This is a genomic window from Mycobacterium fragae, assembly GCF_002102185.1.
Classification (GTDB): Bacteria; Actinomycetota; Actinomycetes; order Mycobacteriales; family Mycobacteriaceae; genus Mycobacterium; species Mycobacterium fragae.
In genome coordinates this window covers 287,376-309,483 of record NZ_LQOW01000024.1, presented here as the reverse complement: position 1 = coordinate 309,483, position 22,108 = coordinate 287,376, and the positions used below count along the sequence as shown (strand labels likewise).

Annotated in this window: 25 protein-coding genes; 13 read left to right on the top strand and 12 right to left on the bottom strand. The window is 68.3% G+C overall.

Annotation, left to right across the window (positions count from 1 at the left end; all coding sequences use genetic code 11):
* Positions 1–2: 2 nt before the first annotated feature.
* Positions 3–866, bottom strand: a complete 864-nt coding sequence (locus AWC06_RS12545) for an N-acetylglutamate synthase, CG3035 family (RefSeq protein ID WP_085197771.1) — start codon at positions 864–866, stop codon at positions 3–5.
* A complete protein-coding gene (locus tag AWC06_RS12540) occupies positions 866–1,459 on the bottom strand; it encodes a peptide deformylase (protein WP_085197769.1) in 594 nt (197 codons plus the stop codon). Before AWC06_RS12540 ends, AWC06_RS12545 begins: the two co-directional genes overlap by 1 nt.
* A 133-nt stretch (positions 1,460–1,592) precedes the next feature.
* On the opposite strand from AWC06_RS12540, the gene AWC06_RS12535 reads away from it, so the two are divergent.
* From AWC06_RS12535 to AWC06_RS12515, 5 genes are all read left to right on the top strand, one after another.
* Complete coding sequence (locus AWC06_RS12535; protein ID WP_085197767.1) at positions 1,593–1,901, top strand: nucleoid-associated protein NapA; 309 nt, start codon at positions 1,593–1,595, stop codon at positions 1,899–1,901.
* Positions 1,902–1,964: 63 nt separating this feature from the next.
* Positions 1,965–2,432 (top strand): LytR C-terminal domain-containing protein, encoded by a 468-nt coding sequence (locus AWC06_RS12530; RefSeq protein ID WP_085197765.1) that lies wholly within the window; start codon positions 1,965–1,967, stop codon positions 2,430–2,432.
* A gap of 9 nt (positions 2,433–2,441) precedes the next feature.
* On the top strand, positions 2,442–3,149 hold the full coding sequence (gene sodC, locus AWC06_RS12525) for a superoxide dismutase[Cu-Zn] (protein ID WP_085197763.1): 708 nt from the start codon (positions 2,442–2,444) through the stop codon (positions 3,147–3,149).
* Positions 3,130–4,281, top strand: a complete 1,152-nt coding sequence (locus AWC06_RS12520) for a glutamate--cysteine ligase (protein ID WP_085197761.1) — start codon at positions 3,130–3,132, stop codon at positions 4,279–4,281. Before sodC ends, AWC06_RS12520 begins: the two co-directional genes overlap by 20 nt.
* A 2-nt stretch (positions 4,282–4,283) precedes the next feature.
* Positions 4,284–4,931 (top strand): LON peptidase substrate-binding domain-containing protein, encoded by a 648-nt coding sequence (locus AWC06_RS12515; RefSeq protein ID WP_085197759.1) that lies wholly within the window; start codon positions 4,284–4,286, stop codon positions 4,929–4,931.
* A 4-nt stretch (positions 4,932–4,935) separates the two neighbouring features.
* On the opposite strand, the gene AWC06_RS12510 is transcribed toward AWC06_RS12515, so the two are convergent.
* Together AWC06_RS12510 and AWC06_RS12505 are read right to left on the bottom strand one after the other, a co-directional pair.
* Positions 4,936–5,835, bottom strand: a complete 900-nt coding sequence (locus tag AWC06_RS12510) for an SAM-dependent methyltransferase (RefSeq protein ID WP_085197757.1) — start codon at positions 5,833–5,835, stop codon at positions 4,936–4,938.
* A 12-nt stretch (positions 5,836–5,847) separates the two neighbouring features.
* Positions 5,848–6,651 carry a DUF2867 domain-containing protein gene (locus AWC06_RS12505; RefSeq protein ID WP_085197755.1) on the bottom strand — a complete coding sequence of 268 codons (804 nt, stop codon included), beginning with the start codon at positions 6,649–6,651 and terminating at the stop codon, positions 5,848–5,850.
* Between the two features lie 21 nt (positions 6,652–6,672).
* Between AWC06_RS12505 and AWC06_RS12500 the strand changes: the two genes are divergently transcribed.
* Complete coding sequence (locus AWC06_RS12500) at positions 6,673–7,263, top strand: TetR family transcriptional regulator (RefSeq protein WP_085197754.1); 591 nt, start codon at positions 6,673–6,675, stop codon at positions 7,261–7,263.
* Here AWC06_RS12500 and AWC06_RS12495 read toward each other — a convergent pair whose 3' ends face one another.
* Genes AWC06_RS12495 through AWC06_RS12475 form a run of 5 tightly spaced genes read right to left on the bottom strand, consistent with a single transcriptional unit; the run spans position 7,264 to position 13,112 of the window.
* On the bottom strand, positions 7,264–9,411 hold the full coding sequence (locus tag AWC06_RS12495; protein WP_085197752.1) for an AAA family ATPase: 2,148 nt from the start codon (positions 9,409–9,411) through the stop codon (positions 7,264–7,266).
* Complete coding sequence (locus AWC06_RS12490) at positions 9,408–10,262, bottom strand: CDP-alcohol phosphatidyltransferase family protein (RefSeq protein ID WP_085197750.1); 855 nt, start codon at positions 10,260–10,262, stop codon at positions 9,408–9,410. Before AWC06_RS12490 ends, AWC06_RS12495 begins: the two co-directional genes overlap by 4 nt.
* On the bottom strand, positions 10,259–10,957 hold the full coding sequence (locus AWC06_RS12485) for a phosphatidylserine decarboxylase (RefSeq protein ID WP_085197748.1): 699 nt from the start codon (positions 10,955–10,957) through the stop codon (positions 10,259–10,261). Before AWC06_RS12485 ends, AWC06_RS12490 begins: the two co-directional genes overlap by 4 nt.
* Positions 10,958–10,983: 26 nt before the next feature.
* On the bottom strand, positions 10,984–12,189 hold the full coding sequence (gene moeA / locus AWC06_RS12480) for a molybdopterin molybdotransferase MoeA (RefSeq protein WP_085197746.1): 1,206 nt from the start codon (positions 12,187–12,189) through the stop codon (positions 10,984–10,986).
* On the bottom strand, positions 12,189–13,112 hold the full coding sequence (locus tag AWC06_RS12475) for an SDR family NAD(P)-dependent oxidoreductase (protein ID WP_085197744.1): 924 nt from the start codon (positions 13,110–13,112) through the stop codon (positions 12,189–12,191). Before AWC06_RS12475 ends, moeA begins: the two co-directional genes overlap by 1 nt.
* Before the next feature lie 104 nt (positions 13,113–13,216).
* Here AWC06_RS12475 and AWC06_RS12470 point away from each other — a divergent pair, with 104 nt between their 5' ends.
* Genes AWC06_RS12470 through AWC06_RS12460 form a run of 3 tightly spaced genes read left to right on the top strand, consistent with a single transcriptional unit; the run spans position 13,217 to position 15,588 of the window.
* Positions 13,217–13,693 carry a PH domain-containing protein gene (locus tag AWC06_RS12470; RefSeq protein ID WP_085197742.1) on the top strand — a complete coding sequence of 159 codons (477 nt, stop codon included), beginning with the start codon at positions 13,217–13,219 and terminating at the stop codon, positions 13,691–13,693.
* Positions 13,690–15,099: a PH domain-containing protein gene (locus AWC06_RS12465; protein ID WP_085197740.1), complete on the top strand. Its 1,410-nt coding sequence runs from the start codon at positions 13,690–13,692 to the stop codon at positions 15,097–15,099. Before AWC06_RS12470 ends, AWC06_RS12465 begins: the two co-directional genes overlap by 4 nt.
* A 9-nt stretch (positions 15,100–15,108) precedes the next feature.
* On the top strand, positions 15,109–15,588 hold the full coding sequence (locus AWC06_RS12460; protein ID WP_085197738.1) for a VOC family protein: 480 nt from the start codon (positions 15,109–15,111) through the stop codon (positions 15,586–15,588).
* Positions 15,589–15,592: 4 nt separating this feature from the next.
* Here the strand turns inward: AWC06_RS12460 and AWC06_RS12455 are convergent, their stop codons facing one another.
* Positions 15,593–16,084: a cupin domain-containing protein gene (locus AWC06_RS12455; protein WP_085197737.1), complete on the bottom strand. Its 492-nt coding sequence runs from the start codon at positions 16,082–16,084 to the stop codon at positions 15,593–15,595.
* Between the two features lie 181 nt (positions 16,085–16,265).
* On the opposite strand from AWC06_RS12455, the gene groL reads away from it, so the two are divergent.
* Both groL and AWC06_RS12445 read left to right on the top strand, forming a co-directional pair.
* Complete coding sequence (gene groL / locus AWC06_RS12450) at positions 16,266–17,888, top strand: chaperonin GroEL (RefSeq protein ID WP_085197735.1); 1,623 nt, start codon at positions 16,266–16,268, stop codon at positions 17,886–17,888.
* A 190-nt stretch (positions 17,889–18,078) separates the two neighbouring features.
* Complete coding sequence (locus AWC06_RS12445) at positions 18,079–18,960, top strand: hypothetical protein (RefSeq protein WP_085197734.1); 882 nt, start codon at positions 18,079–18,081, stop codon at positions 18,958–18,960.
* 73 nt (positions 18,961–19,033) lie between these two features.
* Here the strand turns inward: AWC06_RS12445 and AWC06_RS12440 are convergent, their stop codons facing one another.
* Both AWC06_RS12440 and AWC06_RS12435 read right to left on the bottom strand, forming a co-directional pair.
* Positions 19,034–19,426, bottom strand: a complete 393-nt coding sequence (locus AWC06_RS12440; protein WP_085197732.1) for a hypothetical protein — start codon at positions 19,424–19,426, stop codon at positions 19,034–19,036.
* On the bottom strand, positions 19,423–21,147 hold the full coding sequence (locus AWC06_RS12435) for an N-acyl-D-amino-acid deacylase family protein (RefSeq protein WP_085197730.1): 1,725 nt from the start codon (positions 21,145–21,147) through the stop codon (positions 19,423–19,425). Before AWC06_RS12435 ends, AWC06_RS12440 begins: the two co-directional genes overlap by 4 nt.
* Before the next feature lie 46 nt (positions 21,148–21,193).
* Between AWC06_RS12435 and AWC06_RS12430 the strand changes: the two genes are divergently transcribed.
* Entirely contained in the window at positions 21,194–21,559 is a 366-nt protein-coding gene (locus AWC06_RS12430; protein WP_085197728.1) for a VOC family protein, read from the top strand.
* A 10-nt stretch (positions 21,560–21,569) separates the two neighbouring features.
* On the top strand, positions 21,570–22,094 hold the full coding sequence (locus AWC06_RS12425) for a mycothiol transferase (RefSeq protein WP_085197726.1): 525 nt from the start codon (positions 21,570–21,572) through the stop codon (positions 22,092–22,094).
* Positions 22,095–22,108 lie beyond the last annotated feature (14 nt).

Here is a 22,108-nt window from a genome sequence, read left to right as displayed (position 1 = left end):
GATTACACGGTATGCGCGTCGAGGTAGCGAGCCCGGTGATGCAGTGTGAAGCCCAACGATTCGACCACGCCGGGAGTGGCGTGGTCGGCGTCGAGCACCCGTACCCAGCCGCGGGTGGCGCCGCGCGCGGCGCCCCATGCCAGCAGCGCCTCGCAGAGTTGAGCATCGGCCGTGCCGGCCGTCGAGAGGCCCACCCAGCGGGTGCCGTCCGGCGCGTCGGTCACCGCCGCGCGCGCCGCCGTCGCGTCGTCCATCCCGAATGCCAGCTCACCGTCGAGGACCGCGGTCAATTCGTCGATTGGCACGTTGCCGCCATAACGGGTCAGCCAGGCGTCGTCCGGGCGGGCGGTCAGCCGGATCGACGGGTCCGTTGCCGCTGTGCGCACATCGCGCACCAGCATCCGATTAGCATGCTCACCGCCACCTGGAAGCCGCAACAGCCGATCCGGCAGAGCCAGCCGCGGCGTCAGGCCGCGCTGCGTGTACCAGTCGACGATCACCGCGATCGCCGCCGACTCAGCCGAAATACTCAGCGGCACAGCAGAATTCGACTCGAGCGTGGCTCCGTGCCCGGCGCGCAGCAGCCAGCCGTGCAGCCACTGTCGTTCGATGCCCGGCCAAGCGTTAGCCGCGGCGTGCTCGAGTGCGCGGATCTGCGAGGTCCGCACCGGCGCATCGGTCAGCGCGCGCACCACCACCGCGTCGCCGGGCGAAAACTCCACTACCACTCCGGTCTTCGTCTGGATCTGCACGAGCGGCTCGATGCTCAGCAGGCGCCCCACCGCGTCGGTCAGCGGCGGGACCGAGCCGGCCGGCCGGCGGTAACGCACCGCCACCCGGGTGCCGAGCTCGGGCCACGAAACCATCAGTGACCGAAGGGGTCCGGCCCCTCGCCCGGTGTCCAGGACAACCCGGGAACACCCCAGCCGTGGGATTTGACCGCCCGTTTTGCGGCGCGCGCGTGCCGACCGATCAAGCGATCCAGATACAGAAACCCATCCAGATGCCCGGTCTCGTGCTGCAGCATCCGCGCGAACAACCCCGTGCCTTCGACCGTGACCTGGTTGCCGTCGGCGTCCAGGCCGGTGACCCGCGCCCATTTCGCCCGTCCGGTCGGAAACGACTCGCCCGGCACCGACAGGCAGCCCTCGTCGTCGTTTTCGGGGTCGGGCATGGTCTCCGGCACTTCCGAGGTTTCCAGCACCGGGTTGACGATCACACCGCGTCGGCGCTTCGTTTGCCCGCGCTCGTCGGCGCAGTCGTAGACGAATACCCGCAAGCCCACACCGATCTGGTTGGCGGCCAGCCCAACCCCGTATGCGGCGTCCATGGTGTCGTACAACGTGGTGATCAGATCGGCCAAATCGGCGGGCAGCGAACCGTCCGCGGCGACCGGCACCGGTTCGGTGGGGGTGTGCAGAATCGGATCGCCCACGATGCGAATGGGTACGACTGCCATGGTCGGAGCCTAAGCTGAGCGACTCGCGGGGCGGGGTTCCGGGTCAACAGTTGCAGGCGTGGTTGAATATTCGCGCAGAACCGCGAGCATTAAGAAGCACTGAAGAATTCGCCGGAAGGGTCGAGGAAGCGATATGGACAGCGCTGAGGCGCGGGCTAATCGATCGGGGGACGACTCTGAAATCGCCGATGGGCTAACCCGCCGCGAACACGACATTCTGGCGTTCGAGCGCCAATGGTGGAAATACGCCGGAGCTAAAGAAGAAGCGATCAAAGAGTTGTTCGCGATGTCGGCGACGCGTTATTACCAGGTGCTCAATGCGCTGGTGGACCGGCCCGAGGCATTGGCCGCCGACCCGATGCTGGTGAAACGGCTGCGGCGGCTGCGCGCCAGCCGGCAGAAGGCAAGGGCGGCGCGACGGCTCGGCTTCGAAGTCACCTGAGGTTTTCCCCGGCCGCTGAGCGCCGGTGTGGGTTCTGGCGCACTCCTGGATACAGTGGCGTCGATGAATGAGCGTGTTCCGGACTCGTCCGGGCTACCCCTGCGGGCCATGGTGATGGTGCTGCTGTTTCTCGGCGTCATCTTCTTGCTGGTCGGACTGCAGGCCATGGGGTCGAGCAGCAGCTCCGACGACGAAGACTCGTCGGTATCCACGTTGACGACGAGCCGAATGGCGCCGAAGACCTCGCCGAGGCCGGCGGCAAAGTCGGACGTGCGGGTGTACAACATCTCCGGCCACGAGGGTGTTGCCGGGCGCACCGCCGACCAGCTGAAGGGCGGCGGTTACAACGTCACCGAGGTCGGCAATATGTCGTTGCCCGATGTCTCGGCCACCACGGTGTACTTCAGCAACGCGCCCGGGGAGCGCGAAACCGCCGATGCGATCGGCAAGCTGCTCAAAGCGGCCGTCGAACCGCGAATTCCCGAAATCGCCGACAAGCCGCCCGGCGTCATCGTGGTGGTAGCGGGATAGTCTTGGCCCATGGTCAAACCCGCCGCGGGCCGCAAGATCGCCGCCGTCACCGCAATGAGTTCGCTCGCCGTTTCGACCGCGCTGTTGAGCGCGTGCACGCCGAATCAACCGCCGGCGACCAGTCCCGGGACCACGCCGTCGGTCTGGACCGGGTCACCGGCGCCGTCGAAGACGCAGCCAACCGAAGGGCCGGGGGCGCCGGAGAGCCTGACCACAAATCTGAATGCGCCCGACGGCGTCCGGGTGGCGACGGCCAAATTCGAGTTCGACAACGGCTATGTCACCGTCACCGTGAAGACCACCGGGCTGGGTCAGCTGACCCCTGGATTCCACGGCATGCACATCCACTCGGTGGGCAAATGCGAGGCCAACTCTGTCGCCCCGACCGGCGGCCCGCCGGGTGACTTCTTGTCCGCGGGCGGGCATTTCCAGGTGCCCGGGCACACCGGAATGCCGGAAAGCGGTGATCTGACCTCGCTGCAGGTGCGCAAGGACGGCGCGGCGCTGCTGGTGACCACCACCGACGGGTTCACCAAGAAGGATCTGCTGGCCGGTAAGGGGACATCGATCGTCATTCACGCCGGTGCGGACAACTTCGCCAACATCCCGGGCGATCGCTACACCCAGGCCAACGGCGCGCCCGGGCCCGACCAGATGACGATGTCCACCGGTGACGCCGGTAAGCGGGTGGCGTGCGGTGTCATCAAGTCCGGCTAACACGCCGGTCAGCAGGGCAGCCGCCCGCATCGATTTCGCCCGCTCGCCGCGGCCGACGGTCGGCGTGGAATGGGAGTTCGCGCTCGTCGACGCCCAGACCCGCGACCTGAGCAACGAGGCCACCGCGGTCATCGCCGAGATCGGCGAAAACCCGCGGGTACACAAGGAGTTGCTGCGCAACACCGTCGAGATCGTCAGCGGTGTCTGCGAGTGCACTGCGCAGGCGATGGAGGATCTGCGCGAGACCCTGGCCACCGCTCGCCAGATCGTCCGGGATCGCGGCATGGAGCTGTTCTGTGCCGGCACCCACCCGTTCGCGCGGTGGTCCACCCAAAAGCTGACCGACGCGCCACGCTATGCCGAATTGATCAAACGCACCCAATGGTGGGGCCGGCAGATGCTGATCTGGGGAGTGCATGTCCACGTTGGGATTTCGTCGGCGAACAAAGTGATGCCGATCATGACGTCACTGCTCAACTACTACCCGCACCTGCTGGCGCTGTCGGCGTCCTCACCGTGGTGGGGCGGCGAGGACACCGGCTACGCCAGCAATCGGGCCATGATGTTTCAGCAGCTGCCCACCGCCGGGTTGCCGTTTCATTTCCAGACCTGGGCCGAATTCGAAGGCTTCGTCTACGACCAGAAGAAGACCGGCATCATCGACCACATGGACGAAATCCGTTGGGACATAAGGCCTTCGCCGCATCTGGGCACGCTGGAGGTGCGCATCTGTGACGGGGTGTCCAACCTGCGTGAGCTGGCCGCGCTGGTGGCGTTGACGCATTGCTTGATCGTCGACCTGGACCGCCGGTTCGACGCCGGTGAGATGCTGCCGTCCATGCCGCCGTGGCATGTTCAGGAGAACAAATGGCGCGCCGCCCGCTACGGGCTGGATGCGGTCATCATCCTCGACGCAGAAAGCAACGAACGGCTGGTCACCGACGACCTGCCCGACCTGCTCAATCGTTTGGAGCCGGTGGCGAAGTCGCTGCACTGCGCCGACGAGCTGGCCTCGGTGGCCGACATCCCCCGGCTGGGCGCGTCGTATCAGCGGCAGCGCCGCGTCGCCGAGGAGCACGACGGAGATCTGCGCCCGGTCGTCGATGCGCTGGTCGGCGAGCTGGATATCTAACAATGACAGCCGCTGACCCCACCGAGCTGGCGATGTTCCCGCTGCAATCGGCGCTGCTGCCCGACGAGGAGCTGCCACTGCGGATCTTCGAGCCGCGCTACAGCGCTCTGGTCCGAGATTGCCTGCGCGACACGGATCCCCGCTTCGGTGTGGTGCTGATCGCCCGCGGCCGCGAGGTCGGCGGCGGCGACGTGCGCTGCGACGTGGGCGCCGTGGCCAGGATCACCGAATGTGTCGACTTCGGCGCCTCGGGCCGGTTCGCGCTGCGCTGCCGGATGGGCGAACGAATCCGGGTGTGCGAGTGGCTGCCCGACGATCCCTATCCGCGCGCGATGGTGCGACCCTGGCCCGACGAGCCGGGCGAGCCGGTGACAGCAGGCCAGCTGCGAGAGCTGGAGGACCGGGTTATAGCCCTGTTCGAGCGGATCGCCGCGGTCCGTGACGTGCCGTTACCGGAGCGCGACGTGCTGCTCGGCAACCGAGATGCCGATCCCGGTGCGCGGCTCTATGTGTTGGCGTCCCGCCTCCCGATCGGCCAGGCGGATCGCTACTCCGTGCTGGCCGCGCCGTCGGTCGCGGACCGGCTGGCGGCGCTCGGCGAGGCCGTGGAGACCATGGCCGCGATGATCGAATTCCAGCTCTCCGAATGACCGGCTAGGCCGGACTGCCGGCCAGAGGGAGCCGGGCCTCGATGAACACGCTGCGCGGTGTGAGGTCTTCGTCGTCGGCGGACGGTGCTCGGTCGTAGCGTTCCATCAGGGACAGCGCCTCGACCGCGGTGACCTCCCAGCCGCGTTCGGTCAGCCATTCGGTGAGGTCGGCGCGCTCCTCGATGAACCACAGGTCCGCGGTATCCGGACCGCTCGAGTCGATGCCCGCGCGGCGCAGTTGTTCGCGGCGGCGCTCCAGATACTCCGGGTCGAAGGTGTTCGGGCCCAAAGCTTCAACGGCGATCCGGCTACCCTCTGCGCTGAGCTCTGCGACCCGCTCGAACAGCAGATCCTGGCCCGCCGCCGGCAAGTATGGCAACAACCCTTCGGCAGACCACGCCGTCGGCGTCGACGGGTCGAAACCCGCTTCCTGCAAGGCTTTCGGCCAATTCGCCCGCAGGTCGACCGGCACCGCGCGATATGCGGCGGCCGATTTTGCGCTGTGTGCGGTCAGGGTGTCGGCCTTGAATGCCAGCACCTGCGGCTGGTCGATCTCGTAGACGGTGCTGCCATCCACCCATGGCAGCCGCCAGGCCCGGGCGTCCAGGCCCGCGGCCAAGATCACCGCCTGATCGATCCCGTTGGCCCCGGCGGCGATGAAGTACTCGTCGAACCACTTGGTGCGCGCCGCGGCGTACCCTCCGACGATGCGCACCCGTTCGGTCATCGAAGCCGTTGGCTGCCAGCCGTGTTCGGTTGCGGCCTCGATGAAGAGTTGCGCGTAGGGATCGGTGAACAGCGGGCAGTCGCACGAGGACTCGGCGGCTCGTGCCATGGCCACCCCGAGCGCCGTTGCGCCGACGCTCTCAGTGATGTTCCAGTTGTCGTCCTCGGTCCGTGCCATGCTTCGAGGGTTCTAACCGCGGGGCGCCGAAGTCAAGTCGCAGCGGACGCTGAGCTGCATAAGCCGCGGTGCCACGGCCCGATGCAGTGGACCGACCACCGCCCAGACCATTCGGCCGGCGATTCTGTGACGGTAACGCAGGCGAGTGACGAGCACGGCCCGCCTACCGTCCTGACGTCGTAGGGTCAGTTCGCCGCGCATGAGCGGCCCGTCCGCCACCAGAACGATCTCGTCATCATCCGACTGCGTGATCGTCCACCCGATTGTGTGGTCACGAGAAGTAATCGGGCCCAAACGAAATCTCAGGACGTGGCGGTGGATCCACAACACAAGACCTCCCAATGCGCCCGGTGTCTGCCCCAGCGCGTCACGGAACAATTGTTCGGCAGTGCGCATGTCGCCAGGCAGGATCGAGGCTTCGAACACGTCGACGTAGTCGGGCGCGGTCCGGGCCTGCCCGGCAATGCGTTTGAGCGTCCAGCGCACCGCCACGCGGTGGCCGCCGGTTCCGATGACCAGCGCGCGATAGATCTTGCCGTGCAGACCGGGAAAGTTCGCCCACGTCTGCGAGCGCACCCGGGTGCGCAGCGGGCCTTCGGCATCCAACTCGAACACCCATCGGTAGACCGCGAACGGGTGGCGGCCTTTCAGCGCGAACCGTTCCAGCGGTCGCGCTTCATCCAAGACGAAACCAGTCGGCACGGTCGACGGATCTTGCGGGTCCCGGCACATCGCCCGCAATAGCGCGGACCACGTTTCTCCCGCGGATGCATCGATGTATATGGCATGCTCATCGATATAGGATAACCGTTCCATATAGAAGGACTGTACTAGATCGTGGCGCCTCCGCGAAAGCACCAAACCGATGTGATCCTGGACGCAACGCGGGCGCTGGTGCTTGCCGAAGGACCGCGGGCGGCGAGCGTCGCCGCGATCGCGAAAGCAAGCCGAGCGCCCGCCGGCACCCTTTATCACCGGTTCGGCAACCGCAACGGGATCCTGACGGCCGCCTGGCTGCGCGCGCTCGAGCGGTTCCAGTCGCGAGCCCTGGCCGCCGGGGCCGACACCGTCCTCGAGTCCGCCGTCGCGATGGCCGTTGCGGCGGTCGGCTTCCTGCGCGAACGTCCCGAGGATGCGCGGCTGCTGCTGACCGTCCGGCCGGGCGACCTGCTCGACGGCGAACCCGACGCGGCCTTTCAGCAGACCCTCGCCGCCAGGAATGCGCCGCTGTTGGACCGGGTCGGTGCTTTCGCGCGACAGCTATACGGCAGCAGTCAGGCACGATGCGTCGACGCAGTCGCGCGAGCGGTTGCCGACCTGCCGTACGCGGTCGTGCGCCGCCACGCTCACGACGACCCGATCCCCGCGTGGCTGGAGGACGACGTCGGCGCGGCGGCGCGCGCGTTGCTGACTAACTTCGAGCCGTGATCACCGATCCGCGGCGAACTTGCGCAGCGCCTCGACCTGAGCGGGATCCAGTGACGGACGGACGGTTTCGCGTGCCGCCGCGACGTCGGCGGCGGTGATGTTCGCGGCCTCGATGGAGCGCCGCATCGCAGTGAGCGCCGCTTCGCGCAGCAATGCCACGCAGTCGGCGGCGCTGTAGCCGTCCAGCTCGGCGGCCAGCGCGTCCAGGTCGACGTCGTGCAATGGCACCGATTTGCCTGCGGTGCGCAGGATGTCGAGACGGGCCTGCGCGTCGGGCGGTTCGACGAACACCAACTTCTCCAGGCGGCCCGGGCGTAACAGCCCCGGATCGATCAGGTCGGGCCGGTTGGTGGCGCCGACCACCACCACGTCGCGCAGCGGGTCGATGCCGTCGAGCTCGGTGAGCAGCGCGGCCACCATCCGGTCGGTCACGCCCGAATCGAAGCTCTGCCCGCGCCGCGGCGTCATCGCGTCGACCTCGTCGAGGAACACCAGCGACGGCGCGGAATCGCGGGCCCGGCCGAACAGTTCGCGTACCGCCTTCTCCGATGCGCCCACCCACTTGTCCATCAGCTCAGAGCCTTTGACGGCGTGTACCGAGAGCCGTCCGGTGCTGGCCAGGGCGCGGACCACGAAGGTCTTGCCGCAGCCCGGTGGGCCGTACAGCAAGACGCCGCGCGGAGGATCGACACCGAGCCGCGCGAAGGTGTCGGGATGCTGCAGCGGCCACAGCACCGCTTCGGTCAGCGCCTGCTTGGTGTCGGCCATATCCCCGACGTCGCCCAACGTGACCGAGCCGACCGACACCTCGGTGGCCGCCGAGCGCGACAGCGGCCTGATCACGCTGAGCGCGCCTACCAGGTCGTCCTGGGTCAGCCTCGGCGGTGTGCCGTCGGAGCTCGCCCTGGCGGCAGCGCGCAGTGCCGCCTCACGCATCAGGGCGGCCAGATCAGCGACGACGAAACCTGGTGTGCGGTCAGCGATTTCGCTGAGGTTGACATCCGCGGTGGGGACCTCTTTCAGCAGTGACTCCAGCAGGGCGATGCGGGTGGCCGCATCGGGCAGGCTGAGGACCAGCTCGCGGTCGCATAGGTCCGGGGCGCGCAGCCGCGCGTCGAGGTTCTCCGGCACCGCCGAGGTGACGATCAGCGCGACCCCAGCGGTGGCGACGGCCTTGCGCAATTCGGTCAGGATCAGCGTCGCCACCGGCTCGGCGGTGGCCGGTAGCAACGCGTCGATGTCGGTGACCAGCAGCACTCCGCCGCCGTCGCGGGCTTCCGCCGTCGCGGAGGTCACCCGCTTGAGCCGGTCATCGGCGGCCAGCGCGCCGACCTCCGGGCCGTCGAGCTCCACCACCCGCCGGCCCGCGCAGACGGCTCGCACCAGCGTCGTCTTGCCGACACCGGCCGGGCCGGACACCAGCACTCCCAGGTTGGTCCCGGCGCCCAGGGTTTCCAGTAGGTGGGGTTCGTCGAGGGCGAGCTTGAGCCACTCGGTCAGCTTGGCCGCCTGCGCGCCGACGCCCTTGAGGTCGTCGACGCTGACGGATTCTGTTGCGCCGCCGGCTTGTTCGGCTGTTTCGGAGTCGACGCCGGATCCCCACGTCACCAGCGAGTTCGGCTGCACGCTCACCGGTCCGGTGGGATCGACGCCGGTGACGGTGAGCAGCTCCGATGTCCAGCTGATGCCGACGGCCGACGCCAGCGCGCGAGTCGCCGCCGACGTGGAGGTGCCCGGCCCGAGGTCGCGCGGCAGCAGCGACACGGCGTCGCCGACCGTCAACACCTTGCCGAGCAGTGCCTGCCGCAGCGTGGCCGGTGAGACTGAGTGGGTGGCCAGCGACGAGCCGCTCAGCGCCACCGATCGCGCGCCGTACACGGTAACCGCCGCGACGATGACGGCGGTGTTTTCGCTAAGCCCGGCGTTGGACAGCGTCACGTCGTCGAGCAGCGCGGTGCCGACCGGGGTGTCGGGGCCGGCGACGCCCGCGACCGCCGCCGTCGTCCGCGATCCGGTCAGCGACACCGCGTCCCACTCCCGAATACCAAGGGCGGCAATGGCGTTCGGGTGCAGCCGGACGACGCCGCGACGGGAGTCGACGGCCGAGGTGTTCAGCCGGGCGGTCAGGGTGAGTTGCGGGGCCGTCATGTTGTTCGGCCCGGCTTGCGCAGCCCCAGCCGCGCCATCGACCGGCGGTTGGGCTGCGCGCGGCGGATCGCGCGTCGCGTGGCGCGCCGCTGTTTGGGCGCCTCGCCCCACGCTTCGGGGTGCGCCGCCAGCCAGCGGTGGCTGCGCATGGAGAACGGGATATGACACAGGTAGGCGACGATCGCCACCATGATCAGGATGTAGGGGAAGAGGAACGCCGCCGCCGCGACGATGGCCAACACGGCCAACAGCACCGCGGCCAGGTTCGGCGGCACTGAGACGGCGTGCATCTTCTTCATCGGGATCCGGCTGACCACCAGCATCGAACACGCTGCCACCCAGGCGCACACGAACCACGGCGACGTCCACCAACCCACACCGAACTGCAATTTGGCGGCCAGCGGCCCGAGCGCCGAGATGGCGCCGGCCGGCGCCGGCATGCCGACGAAGAATTCCCGGGTGTAGGAGGGCAGGGTGGCGTCGTCGAGCAATGCGTTGAACCTGGCCAGCCGCAATACAATTGAGACCGCGTAGAACAGCACCACCACCCAGCCCGCCTGCGAGGTCGACAACAACGACACGTAGACCACCACAGCGGGCGCCACCCCGAAGTTCACCGCGTCGGCCAGCGAGTCGATCTCCTCACCGATCCGCGACTCGGCGTCCAGGATGCGCGCCACCCGGCCGTCGAGCCCGTCGAGGATCGCGGCCGCGGCGATCAACGCCATCGCGACGTGCGGCTGGGCCTCCAGCGCGAACCGGATCGAGGTCAGCCCGGCGCAGATCGCCAGCACGCTCATCGAGCTGGGCAGGATGCGGAGGTTGACGGATCGGCGGGTCTTGGTCGTCATGTCAGTTCGGCCAGCACCGTTTCGCCGGCGACGGCTCGTTGACCGACGCTGACCAACACTTCGGTGCCGGCCGGCAGGTAGGTATCCAGCCGGGACCCGAACCGGATCAGGCCGTAGGTGTCGCCGATCGACAGTTTGTCCCCGGCGTGTGCGTCGCAGACAATGCGCCGGGCCAGCATCCCGGCGATCTGCACGACGACGATCTGCGCACCGTCGGCGGTGCGGATCAGCATGCTGGTGCGTTCGTTGTCGTCGCTGGCCGCCGCCAGATCGGCCGAGCCGAAGCGACCGGGCCGGTGCTGCACGGCGATGACTTCGCCGCTGACCGGGGCCCGCTGCACATGGGCGTCCAGCAACGAGAGGAAGATGCTGACCCGGGGTAGTGGTGTGTCACCCAGCTCGAGTTCGGCGGGCGGAGCGGCCGAGTCGACGACGCAGATCAAGCCGTCGGCGGGCGCGACGACGGCGCCGGGCCGAGTGGGCGGCACCCTCGGTGGGTGCCGGAAAAACCCGGCGCAGGCGCCCGCGGCAAGCAGGCCCGCCCGGCGCAGCCAGCGGTAGTTGCGCCCGACCAATGCGAGGCCCAGCCCCGCGGAGACGAACGGCAGCCCGGCCGGATGCACCGGCGGAACCGTCGAACGCAGCAAGGCCACCAGGCGTTGCGGGCCAGACTTCAGATCTGGGCGTCGTGCCACGCGGTCATCTTACGGAGCCGCCGCGGCTAGCCGAGGTCCCAGACTTCCACCTGCGACCCGGGCGGGATCTCCGTGACATCTTCGGCGATGTCGAGCAGGCAGTTGGCCGACGCCAGATAACGCAGATGATGTGACCCGGGCGGCCCGTAACCGCTGACCGTGCCGGCGTCGGCGTCGAGCACGCCGCGGCGGAACTGCCGCTTGCCGGGCGGCGAAGTCAACTTCTCCGTGAGCACTGCTGCCCGCCGCGGCCGCTCGGCGTCCGGCAACCCCATGGCCCTGCGCAGCGCGGGCCGGACGAAAACCTCGAACGACACCAGCACGCTGACGGGGTTGCCGGGCAGCGTGACGATCGGCGTCCCGGCCACCCGACCGCTGCCCTGCGGCATGCCCGGCTGCATGGCCACCTTGACGAAGTCGACTCCCTGGTCGCCTGCGCGACCGAACGCGTCCTTGACCACCTCGTAGGCGCCCGCGCTGACGCCGCCGCTGGTGATGATCAGATCGGAATCGCCGGCGTAGCGGTCCAGCACGGCGGCGAACTGGGCGACCTCGTCGCTGACGGCCGGGGTGGCGACGACGGTCGCGCCGGCGTCGCGCACGGCGGCGGCAAGCATGGGTGAATTGGACTCATAAATCTGGCCCGGCCGCAGCGGACTGCCCGGGGACACAAGTTCCGACCCGGTGGAGATCACCAGCACCCGCAGCCGCGGGATCACCGTCAGCTCATGCCGTCCCAGCGCCGCGGCCAATCCGACGACGGCCGGGCTGACCTGCTGACCCGTGCGCAGCACGGTGCTGCCCTTGGCGACATCCTCACCGGCTCGGCGGATGTGGCGGCCCTCGGCGCTGGCGTCGTTGATCGTCACCACGTCGGTGCCCCCGTCGGTGGCCTCGACCGGCACCACCGCCGTCGCCCCGGCCGGGATCGGCGCGCCGGTCATGATGCGGTGCGCACTACCCGGCTCCAACGTGGGGATGTCCGTGCGCCCGGCCGGAATGTCCTCGGCCACTGGGAGTTTCACCGGGCGGTCTGCACTCGCCGACGCTATCTCGTCGGCTCGCACCGCGTAGCCGTCCATCGCCGAGTTGTCGAAAACCGGCAGCGATACCTCGGCGACGACATCCTCCGCGAGTACCAGACCCTCGGCGTCGGCTAGGCCGACCGTGGCGGCGGGCCGAGCCGTGATCAGCCCCGCGACGACGCGCTGATGTTCCTCGACCGAGCGCATCAGACCGGGTACTTGACGCCGGTGAGCTCTTCGGACACCGTCCACAGCCGACGTTGCAGCTCCTCGTCGTGGGACTGCGCGCTGGAGGACACCAGCTTTGGGTGGCCGCGCTGCTGGGCGAAACCGTCTGGGCCGTAGTACTGCCCGCCCTCGACTTCCGGGTCGGTCGCGGCCCGCAGCGTGGGCAGCGCGCCCATGGCTGGGCTTTGGAAGAGCAGCGGGGCGAGCAGCGCGTTGGCCGGCTTGAGGATGCCGGGCAGATTGCGCATGAGTTCGGTATTCGAAGTGCCGGGGTGGGCGGCCACGGCGATGGTGTTCTTCTGCTGAGCGGCCAGCCGGCGCTGTAGTTCATAGGTGAACAGCAGGTTGGCCAGCTTGGACTGTCCATATGCGGCGATGCGGTCGTAGTGGCGTTCCCACTGCAGGTCGTCGAAGTGGATGGCGGCGCGAAACCGGTGACCGTTGCTGCTGACCGTCACCACCCGCGAACCCCGGACACGCAGCAGGTTGTCCAGTAGCAGCCCGGTCAGCGCGAAGTGGCCGAGATGGTTGGTGCCGAACTGCATTTCGAACCCGTCGGCGGTGAGCTGCTTGGGCGTGTACATCACGCCGGCGTTGTTGATCAGCAGGTCGATGCGCGGGTAGGCATCGCGCAGGGATTTGGCGGCGGCGCGCACCGACGCCAGCGAGCCGAGGTCGAGTTCCTGCAAGGTGACATCGGCGCGTGGATGCGCGGCGACGATGCGCGCCAGCGCCGCATTGCCCTTCTCGAGGTTGCGCACCGCCAACACGACGTGCGCGCCGCGGTGGGCGAGGGTTGCGGCGGTGTGGTAGCCGATACCGGTGTTGGCGCCGGTGACCACGGCTATGCGATCGCTTTGGTCAGGGACGTCGGCGGTGCTCCATTTGCCGTTGGAACCCATGGCCGACAACGATACCCAGGGCCGCGCCGGGGCCACCGGGTGGCATTCTCGATGAAGTGGACATGGGTTCTGGCGGGGTCATCCCCACTCCCGCCATTGCGGGCATGGCCGATCCGGCTCATCCGCCCAGTCGGCGCGCACCGCTGCGGTGGGCGGTGGGCGGCGCGGTCCCCTGGTCGATGCTGGCCGTCGGCCAGCTGGTGTGGGTCGGGGTCGACCAGCGCAACCTCTGGTTGCACGCGCTGGTCGCCGTGGTCACCGGTCTCGGCGGGGCGGTCTCGGTCGCCGTGGTGCCGTGGTGGCGGTATCGGGTGCACCGCTGGGAGATCAGTCCGCAGGCGGTATATACCCGCACGGGTTGGCTGGTTCAGGAACGGCGTATCGCTCCGATCTCGCGGGTGCAGACCGTCGACACCCATCGCGGCCCGCTGGACCGGTTGTTCGATCTGGCCAACGTCACCGTCACCACCGCCTCGTCGGCGGGGGCGGTGCACATCGTGGCGCTGGACGTCCCGGTCGCCGACCGTCTCGTCGCGCAGTTGACGGATATCGCCGCGATCGGCGCCGGGGACGCGACATGAACTGGCAGCGGCTGAGCCCGCGCATGCTGCTGGTTCACCCCGTGCACGAACTGTTGCGACAGCTGCCGTTACTGGTCGGCGGGGTGGTGCTGGGTTCGACCACCGGCAACCAGTCCTGGACGGTCGCAGTGCTCGTGCTGACCGCCGTGCTGGGCGTGGCGCGCTGGTTCACCACCAGCTACCGCATCGACCCGGATCAGGTGCAGCTGCGGACCGGTCTGCTGCAACGCAAGGTGTTGTCGGTGCCGCGCAACCGGATTCGCTCTGTACAGACCGACGCGCGGCTGCTGCACCGGCTGCTGGGGTTGGCCGTGCTGCGGGTGAGCACTGGCCGAGAAGCTGCCGAAGACAACACTTTTGAGTTGAACGCCGTCGAGGTTTCGCAGGTGCCGCGGCTGCGGGCGATCCTGCTGTCCGAATCGCCGCAGCCGGTCGAAGAGCCGGCGCCCGTCACAGTGTTGGCCCGCTGGCAGCCGGCATGGCTCCGGTTTGCGCCGCTGAGCCTATCCGGGCTGGTGACCATCGCCGCAGCGGTCGGCGTGGTCTATCAGACCGGATTCGGTGCGGCGCTGGGCCAGTCGGGTTTGCACACCGCACAGCGGTTCGGCGTCGTGACGACCGCGGCGGTGATCATCGCGGTGGTACTCGCGACGTCGGTACTTCTGTCGCTGGTCACCTACGGCAACCTGGTCCTGCTGCGCCGCACCGACGTCCTGCACCTGCGGCACGGCCTGCTGCGGTTGCGCGAGCACACCTACGACATGAGCCGGCTGCGCGGCGGGACACTGCGGCAACCGCTGTTGGTGCGTGCCCTCGGCGGTGCGCGGCTGGATGCGGTGATGACCGGTGTGCACGGCGCCGGCGAGTCGTCGCTTCTGCTGCCGCCGTGTCCGGTTCCCACCGCAGAGTCGGTGCTGACCGGGCTGGTCGGCGACCCCGACGTGGTCACCGGCGCGCTGCTTCGCCACGGCCGTCGGGCGGCGGCCCGGCGGTGGACACGCGCCGTGGGGCTGCCGGTGCTGGCCGGTGTGGCACTGGCCGTGGTGTCCGCGCTGGCCGGCGTACCGGCCTGGTGGTGGGCGGCGTGGGCGGTGGTCACAGCATGCTGCGCGTTGCTGGCGGCCGACCGGGTGCGCGCGCTCGGGCACCGCGTTGATGGCCGCTGGCTGGTGGCGCGCGCGGGCAGTCTGGAGCGACGCCGCGACTGCCTCGCCACCGCGGGCATCATCGGCTGGACCGTGCGGCAGTCGCTTTTCCAGCGCCGGGCCGGGGTGGCCACCGTGGTGGCGGCCACCGCCGCAGGCACCAAGCGCTACCCGCTGATCGACGTGCCGGAAAACCAGGCCTGGGCGGTGGCGGCGACCGCGTCGCCGTGGGTGGCCGAGAGTGTGTGGGCGAGGCGCTGAGGAGGTCGAGTGATTACCGGACTGGCTCATACCGGGGTCTGCGTGCCGGATTGCGAAGCGGCGGTGGCGTTTTACCGTGACGTGTTGGGCATGCGCGTGCTGTCACCGCCGTACGTGATGGCCGGTGACGCGATTCGCGACGACATGGGCGAGCTGGTGTCCGACCCGACCATGAAAGCGGCCATCGTCGGATTCGACGACGACGGCGACCGGGTGCTCGAGGTGATCGAGTACCTCGGTGTGGCCGGCGGCGAGGCGCGAAGCGCCGCGCCCATCTCCGACCACGGGTTGTCGCATGTCGGGCTGATCTGTGAGGACCTCGATGCCACCCGGGCACACCTGGAGGCCAACGGGGTGCGCTTTCTGGTCTCCGGAATCGCCGACGTCGCGAGGGTCCGCACCACCTGGTTCGTCGACCCCTGGGGCGTGGTGTTCATCCTCGTCGAGAAGAGCCGGCCCGAGCGGCCCTACTTTGCGCAATTCGGCTGACGCGCTAGACGAAGAAGTTGTCGTGGCGGACGAACCACTCCCGCCGCTCGTCGTCGGTCATATCGGCCAACGCGCCGAAGCCCTCGAAGTAGGCCTCCCGCGGAGCGCCGGGGGCGAACAGCATCAAGATCGAGGCGGGGTCGTCGGCCTCGTTGCGAAAGCCATGGATGCCGCCGGGCGGGACATACAGGAAGTCGCCCTGATGGCCGTCGACCCAATCGTTGCCGTCGTAGAGCTTCATCGTTCCGGCCAGCACGAAGAAGGCTTCCGACATGGCGCGGTGGAAATGCGGTCCGGGCCCACCGCCTTGCGGGTTGATGTCGACGCGATACAGGCCGTAGTCGCCGGCAGTGGCCTGCTGGTTGGCCAAGTAGTGGTATTTGACGCCAAACGTCTCGTAGTCCGGCGGGTCGTCGGTGCGTTTCATCCAGGCGCTGACTTCCGGTTCGTCTTTGGTGTAGCGGCGTTCCGGATAGGGCGGTACGACAAGCGACATCGTCCCAGCCTGCCACGGCTACCTGACCTTGCACTCTCCATAGGCGAGTGCTAAGAATGACGTTGGCACTCGCGACCGGTGAGTGCTAGGTCGGGACGGTGAGATCCAGCTCAGGATCGTCCGTCGCGGGCACTGCACCCGGCCAGGACGTGTCATCCCCAATCGGAGGAATCACTTCGCAATGGCCAAGACAATTGCGTACGACGAAGAGGCCCGGCGCGGCCTCGAGCGGGGCCTGAACAGCCTCGCCGACGCGGTAAAGGTGACGTTGGGGCCCAAGGGCCGCAACGTCGTCCTGGAGAAGAAGTGGGGTGCTCCCACGATCACGAACGATGGTGTGTCCATCGCCAAGGAGATCGAGCTGGAGGACCCCTACGAGAAGATCGGCGCCGAGCTGGTCAAGGAAGTCGCCAAGAAGACCGACGACGTCGCCGGTGACGGCACGACGACGGCCACCGTGCTCGCTCAGGCGCTCGTGAAAGAGGGTCTGCGCAACGTGGCGGCCGGGGCAAACCCGCTCGGCCTGAAGCGCGGCATCGAGAAGGCCGTCGAGAAGGTCACCGAGACGTTGCTCAAAGGCGCCAAGGAGGTCGAGACCAAGGAGCAGATCGCTGCCACCGCGGCCATCTCCGCCGGTGACCAGTCGATCGGCGACCTGATCGCCGAGGCGATGGACAAGGTCGGCAACGAGGGCGTCATCACCGTCGAGGAGTCCAACACCTTCGGCCTGCAGCTCGAGCTCACCGAGGGTATGCGGTTCGACAAGGGCTACATCTCGGGGTATTTCGTCACCGACGCCGAGCGTCAGGAAGCGGTGCTCGAGGAGCCCTACATCCTGCTGGTCAGCTCCAAGGTGTCGACGGTCAAGGACCTGCTTCCCTTGCTGGAGAAGGTCATCCAGGCCGGCAAGCCGCTGCTGATCATCGCCGAGGACGTCGAGGGCGAGGCTTTGAGCACCCTGGTCGTCAACAAGATCCGCGGCACCTTCAAGTCGGTGGCGGTCAAGGCCCCCGGCTTCGGTGACCGCCGCAAGGCGATGCTGCAGGACATGGCGATCCTCACCGGCGGCCAGGTGATCAGCGAAGAGGTCGGCCTGACGCTGGAGAACGCCGACCTGTCGCTGCTGGGTAAGGCCCGCAAGGTCGTCGTCACCAAGGACGAGACCACGATCGTGGAGGGCGCCGGTGACACCGACGCCATCGCCGGCCGGGTGGCCCAGATCCGTCAGGAGATCGAGAACAGCGACTCCGACTACGACCGCGAGAAGCTGCAGGAGCGGCTGGCCAAGCTGGCCGGCGGCGTTGCGGTGATCAAGGCCGGCGCCGCGACTGAGGTGGAGCTCAAGGAGCGCAAGCACCGCATCGAGGACGCGGTGCGCAACGCCAAGGCCGCCGTCGAGGAGGGCATCGTCGCCGGTGGTGGTGTGACGCTGCTGCAGGCGGCCCCGACGCTCGACGAGCTCAAGCTCGAGGGCGACGAGGCGACCGGTGCCAACATCGTCAAGGTGGCGCTGGAGGCTCCGCTGAAGCAGATTGCGTTCAACTCCGGGCTGGAGCCCGGCGTGGTGGCCGAGAAGGTTCGCAACCTGTCGGCGGGTCACGGTCTCAACGCGCAGACCGGTGAGTACGAGGACCTGCTGAAGGCCGGCGTCGCCGACCCGGTCAAGGTGACGCGTTCGGCGCTGCAGAACGCCGCGTCGATCGCGGGGCTGTTCCTGACGACCGAGGCCGTCGTCGCCGACAAGCCGGAGAAGGAGAAGGCCGCTGTGCCCGGTGCGGGCGACATGGGCGGCATGGACTTCTAAGTCCTTTTCGGAAAAGCCCGGTCTGCGCTGCAGGCCGGGCTTTTTCGTGCGTCGAGCGTGGGGTCGCGCCGCTCGGTTGTGCGGTTTCATACGCGACTCGCCGGTGTCGTCGTATCAATCCGCACAGCAGGGCCGCGGGTCTGTGGATGACCGTCGACGGTGCTGTGGGCCGTCATGCCACTGTCCGGTCATGCAGACCATCGACTGGCCATTTCGGGCGGCGGAGGCGCTCGATGCCGGCGCATTGACTTTCCGCGAGCTACGCCGTTTTCACGCCGCGGTCTACCCGGGCGTGTGGGCGCCGAGAGAAGTCGAGCTGTCCGCGGATCAGCGTGCCCGAGCGGCATGGCTATGGTCGGGTCGCAAAGGCGTGCTCGCCGGACTCTCGGCGTCAGCGATGTTGGGCGCCAAGTGGATTGAACCGGCCACACCCGCGGAGCTCGTCCACACCAATCGGCGACCGCCCCCGCTGATTATCGTGCACACCGACGCCTTGCTGTCTGACGAAATACAAGCGGTAAGTGGGATGCCCGCGACGACGCCTGTTCGCACCGCCTTCGACCTCGGCAGGCGGCTCGGGCGCAAGGAGGCGGTTCAGCGAATCGACGCGCTGATGAACGCCACCAACGTTAAAGTCAAGGACATCGAGGCGGTGATCGGCCGGCATCGTGGCGTTCGGGGTCTTCGGCAACTGTGTAAGACGTTGGAGCTTGTCGACGGCGGCGCCGAGTCGCCCTACGAGTCGCTGACTCGTTTGCTCTTGGTGCAAGCCGGGTTTCCCCGGCCGCAGACCCAGATTCCGGTGTACGACGAATACGGCTTCGTGGTCGCGCGTATCGATATGGGTTGGCCGCAATGGCGCGTTGGGGTCGATTTCGAGGGCGCCCACCACTGGACCGACCCACGACAGCGGGATTGGGACGTCGAGCGATACGCCAAGTTGTCTGAACTGGGTTGGACCGACGTGCGATTGACCGCCGGCACGCTGCACCACAACCCGCGGCTGTTCCTCAACCGCGTCGGCGCCGCCCTCATCGGCCGCGGCTGCCCAAAGACATGGAAGGACCGGTGACTGTGCGGATTCATACGCCGAGCCCGGCGAGTCGCGTATGAAACCGCACAGTCGAGGGGGAATTGAGGGTGGGTTATGCGGGCTCGGAGAACACCACGCAGTCGTGCAGGCAGCCTTTGGCTGCGGAGGGGGAGTCTGCATTGCGATGCAGCAGCGCGCGAGTGGGGACGACATCGAGCCGGATCGTGTCGTCACCCGCGTCGGTCACCGCAGCCCGGCCGTCGACGATCAGCGAGTAGCCGCCCAGCTCGCGCGGAGGCCATAGCAGGGTGACGTCGCTGCGGTTAGCGAGGTTTTTGGTGGTGCGGCCGCCGATGAGCCCAACGTCCAAAACCCCGTCACGCAGCTTCGGCTCGACTGTCACGGTGTGCGCGCGATGGTCGTCGCCGACGGTGATGAGGTAGGCGAATGGAAAGTCGCCCAGCGCCGCGGCCAGGCGTTTCAAATCCACCTTCTTCGCGCTCACGACGTCGGCGCGGGTTGGCGGCCGCGGACCAGCCGACCCGGACGGGCGTCGGTGGGCACGCCGTTCTCGGCGATCACCTCGCCGGAGACGATCGTCGCGACGTAGCCCTCGGCGGTCTGGTCGAGCCGGCGGCCGCCGGCGGGCAGGTCGTGAGTGATCACCGGCTTGTGCAGCCGCAGCGCCGCGTGGTCGATGACGTTGAGGTCGGCCTTGTAGCCCGCCGCGATGCGCCCACGGTCGCCAAGCCCGGCGACGCGGGCCGGCACCGACGTCAGTTCGCGCACGGCTTCGGGCACGGTGAACCGCCCGGATGCCCGGTCGCGGGCCCAGTGCGCCAGCAGGAATGTCGGGTAGCTGGCGTCGCAGATCATCCCGTAGTGTGCGCCGCCGTCGCCGAGACCGAGCACCACATCGTCGCGGTGCAACAGCTCGCCGACGGTGTCCAGCGAATTGTTCTCCAGGTTGCTGGTGGCGACGAGCAGCATGGCGTGGCCTTCGTCGTCGAGGAGACGGTCGTAGGCCTCCTCCATCGGGCTGACGCCGCGGGCCCGGGCCCGCGCCGCGATGGACGTCGACGGGTCCGGCTCGTATCGAGGGTTGTCGCCCAGCGGGAAAATCCAGTCCCAAGCCTGGGCCACATACAAGATCGGATGACCCTTGCCGGGCTTGTCGGCCAGGATGCGGGCGCGGACCTCCGGCTTGCGCATCTCCGCCACCCGCTCGGCAAGCGGTAGGTGCGCGATCTCGCGGTAGCTGGGGTAGAGCACGAACGGGTTGCCGGTGAGCTCCAGTCCGATGATCAGCCCGATGGGACGAGGCAGCAGCTGCGCCGTCACATCGCCACCCGCGGCGTTGGCCTTCTCGATCATCGTGATGGCTTCCGGCCAGGTCGGGTCGCCGGAGTTGGCGACGACCAGTGTGAAGGTGACCGGCAGCCCGACTTCCTCGGCGACGTCGAACACCGTCTGCAGCACCGGCTGGTAGCCGCCGGCGGGAATGTCGGGCACGAACTGCAGCAGCCCGCCGCCAGCGTCGACGACGCCGCGGGCGATCTGCTCGATCTCCTCGCCGGCCGCGTCGTAGCTCGGGATCGGCGAGCCGCTCTCGGTCTTGTGGATGGTCAGCCGCGACGACGCGAAACCCAACGCGCCGATCTCGACGGCCTCCTTGGCCAGCGCCCGCATCTTCGCGAGGTCCTCGGCGGTGGCCGGCTCGCGGTCGGCGCCGCGCTGACCCATCACATAGACCCGCAGCGGCGAATGCGGGAGATACGCGGCCACATCGATATCGCGTTTGCCCGCCTCCAGCGCGTCCATGTACTCGGGGAAGGTCTCCCAGGTCCACGGCAGGCCGTCGGTCATCACGACACCGGGGATGTCCTCCACACCGGCCATCACGTCGACGAGCACGTCGTGGTCTTCCTGGCGGCAGGGCGCAAAACCGACCCCGCAGTTACCCATCACCACCGTCGTCACCCCGTGCGCCGAGGACGGCGTGAGCCGCTCGGACCAGATGGCCTGGCCGTCGTAATGGGTGTGTAGGTCGACGAAGCCCGGGGTGACCAGCAGACCCCTCGCGTCGATCTCGCGCTTGGCAGCGGCGCCGTTCACAGCGCCCACGCCCGCGATAACGCCGTCGCGCACCGCGACGTCACCGACGTACGGCTCACCTCCCAGCCCGTCGACGATGGTGCCGTTGCGGATGATGAGGTCGTAGGTCATCTAAATAATCTACGACCGTGTCGGTGGCGGATGCCAGGATCAGTTCGTGATCGATCACTTCGGAATCAACTGCTCCGACTTCCCGAAATCGCAGGAGTTCTACGACAGGGTGCTGGGTGTGCTGGGGTATTCGCGGCAGATGGATGTTGGCGAGGCCATCGGCTACGGGCGTGACGGCCGTCCTACATTCTGGATCGCCGAGGGTGCCGGGATGGGCCCCAACCGGGAGGTGCACGTCGCGTTCCAAGCCGCCGACTCCGATGCGGTCAAGGCGTTCTACGACGCCGCGCTGGAGTTGGGCGCCGAGTCCTTGCATGCCCCGCGGGAATGGCCGGAATATCACCCGGGCTATTTCGGCGCCTTCGTGCGCGACCCCGACGGCAACAACGTCGAGGCCGTCTGCCACGCGTAGGGTCGCCGGTATGGCCGAAAACGATGCTGCCGCGCGGGAGTTGCTCCGCGACGCGTTCACCCGGTTGATCGAACACGTCGACGAGCTCACCGACGGGCTCACCGACGAGCAGGCCAGCTACCGGCCCAGCCCGAACGCCAACAGCATCGCGTGGCTGATCTGGCACAGCGCCCGAGTGCAGGACATCCAGCTCGCCCCGATCGCCGGCGTCGAGCAGGTGTGGACGCGCGACGGGTGGGTCGACCGCTTCGGGCTGGACCTGCCGCGAAACGACACCGGCTACGGCCACAGTCCCGAAGACGTGGCCAAGGTCCACGCCCCCGCCGAGCTGCTGGCCGGCTACTACCACGCCGTGCACAAGCTGACGCTGGAATTCGTCGCCAGCGTGACCGGCGACGATCTTGCCCGCATCGTTGACGAGAACTGGGATCCGCCGGTGACCGCCAGCGCGCGGCTGGTCAGCATCATCGATGACTGCGCCCAGCATCTCGGCCAGGCCGCCTACGTGCTGGGCATCGCACACCGGCGGGCCTGAGCGACCGTACCCTA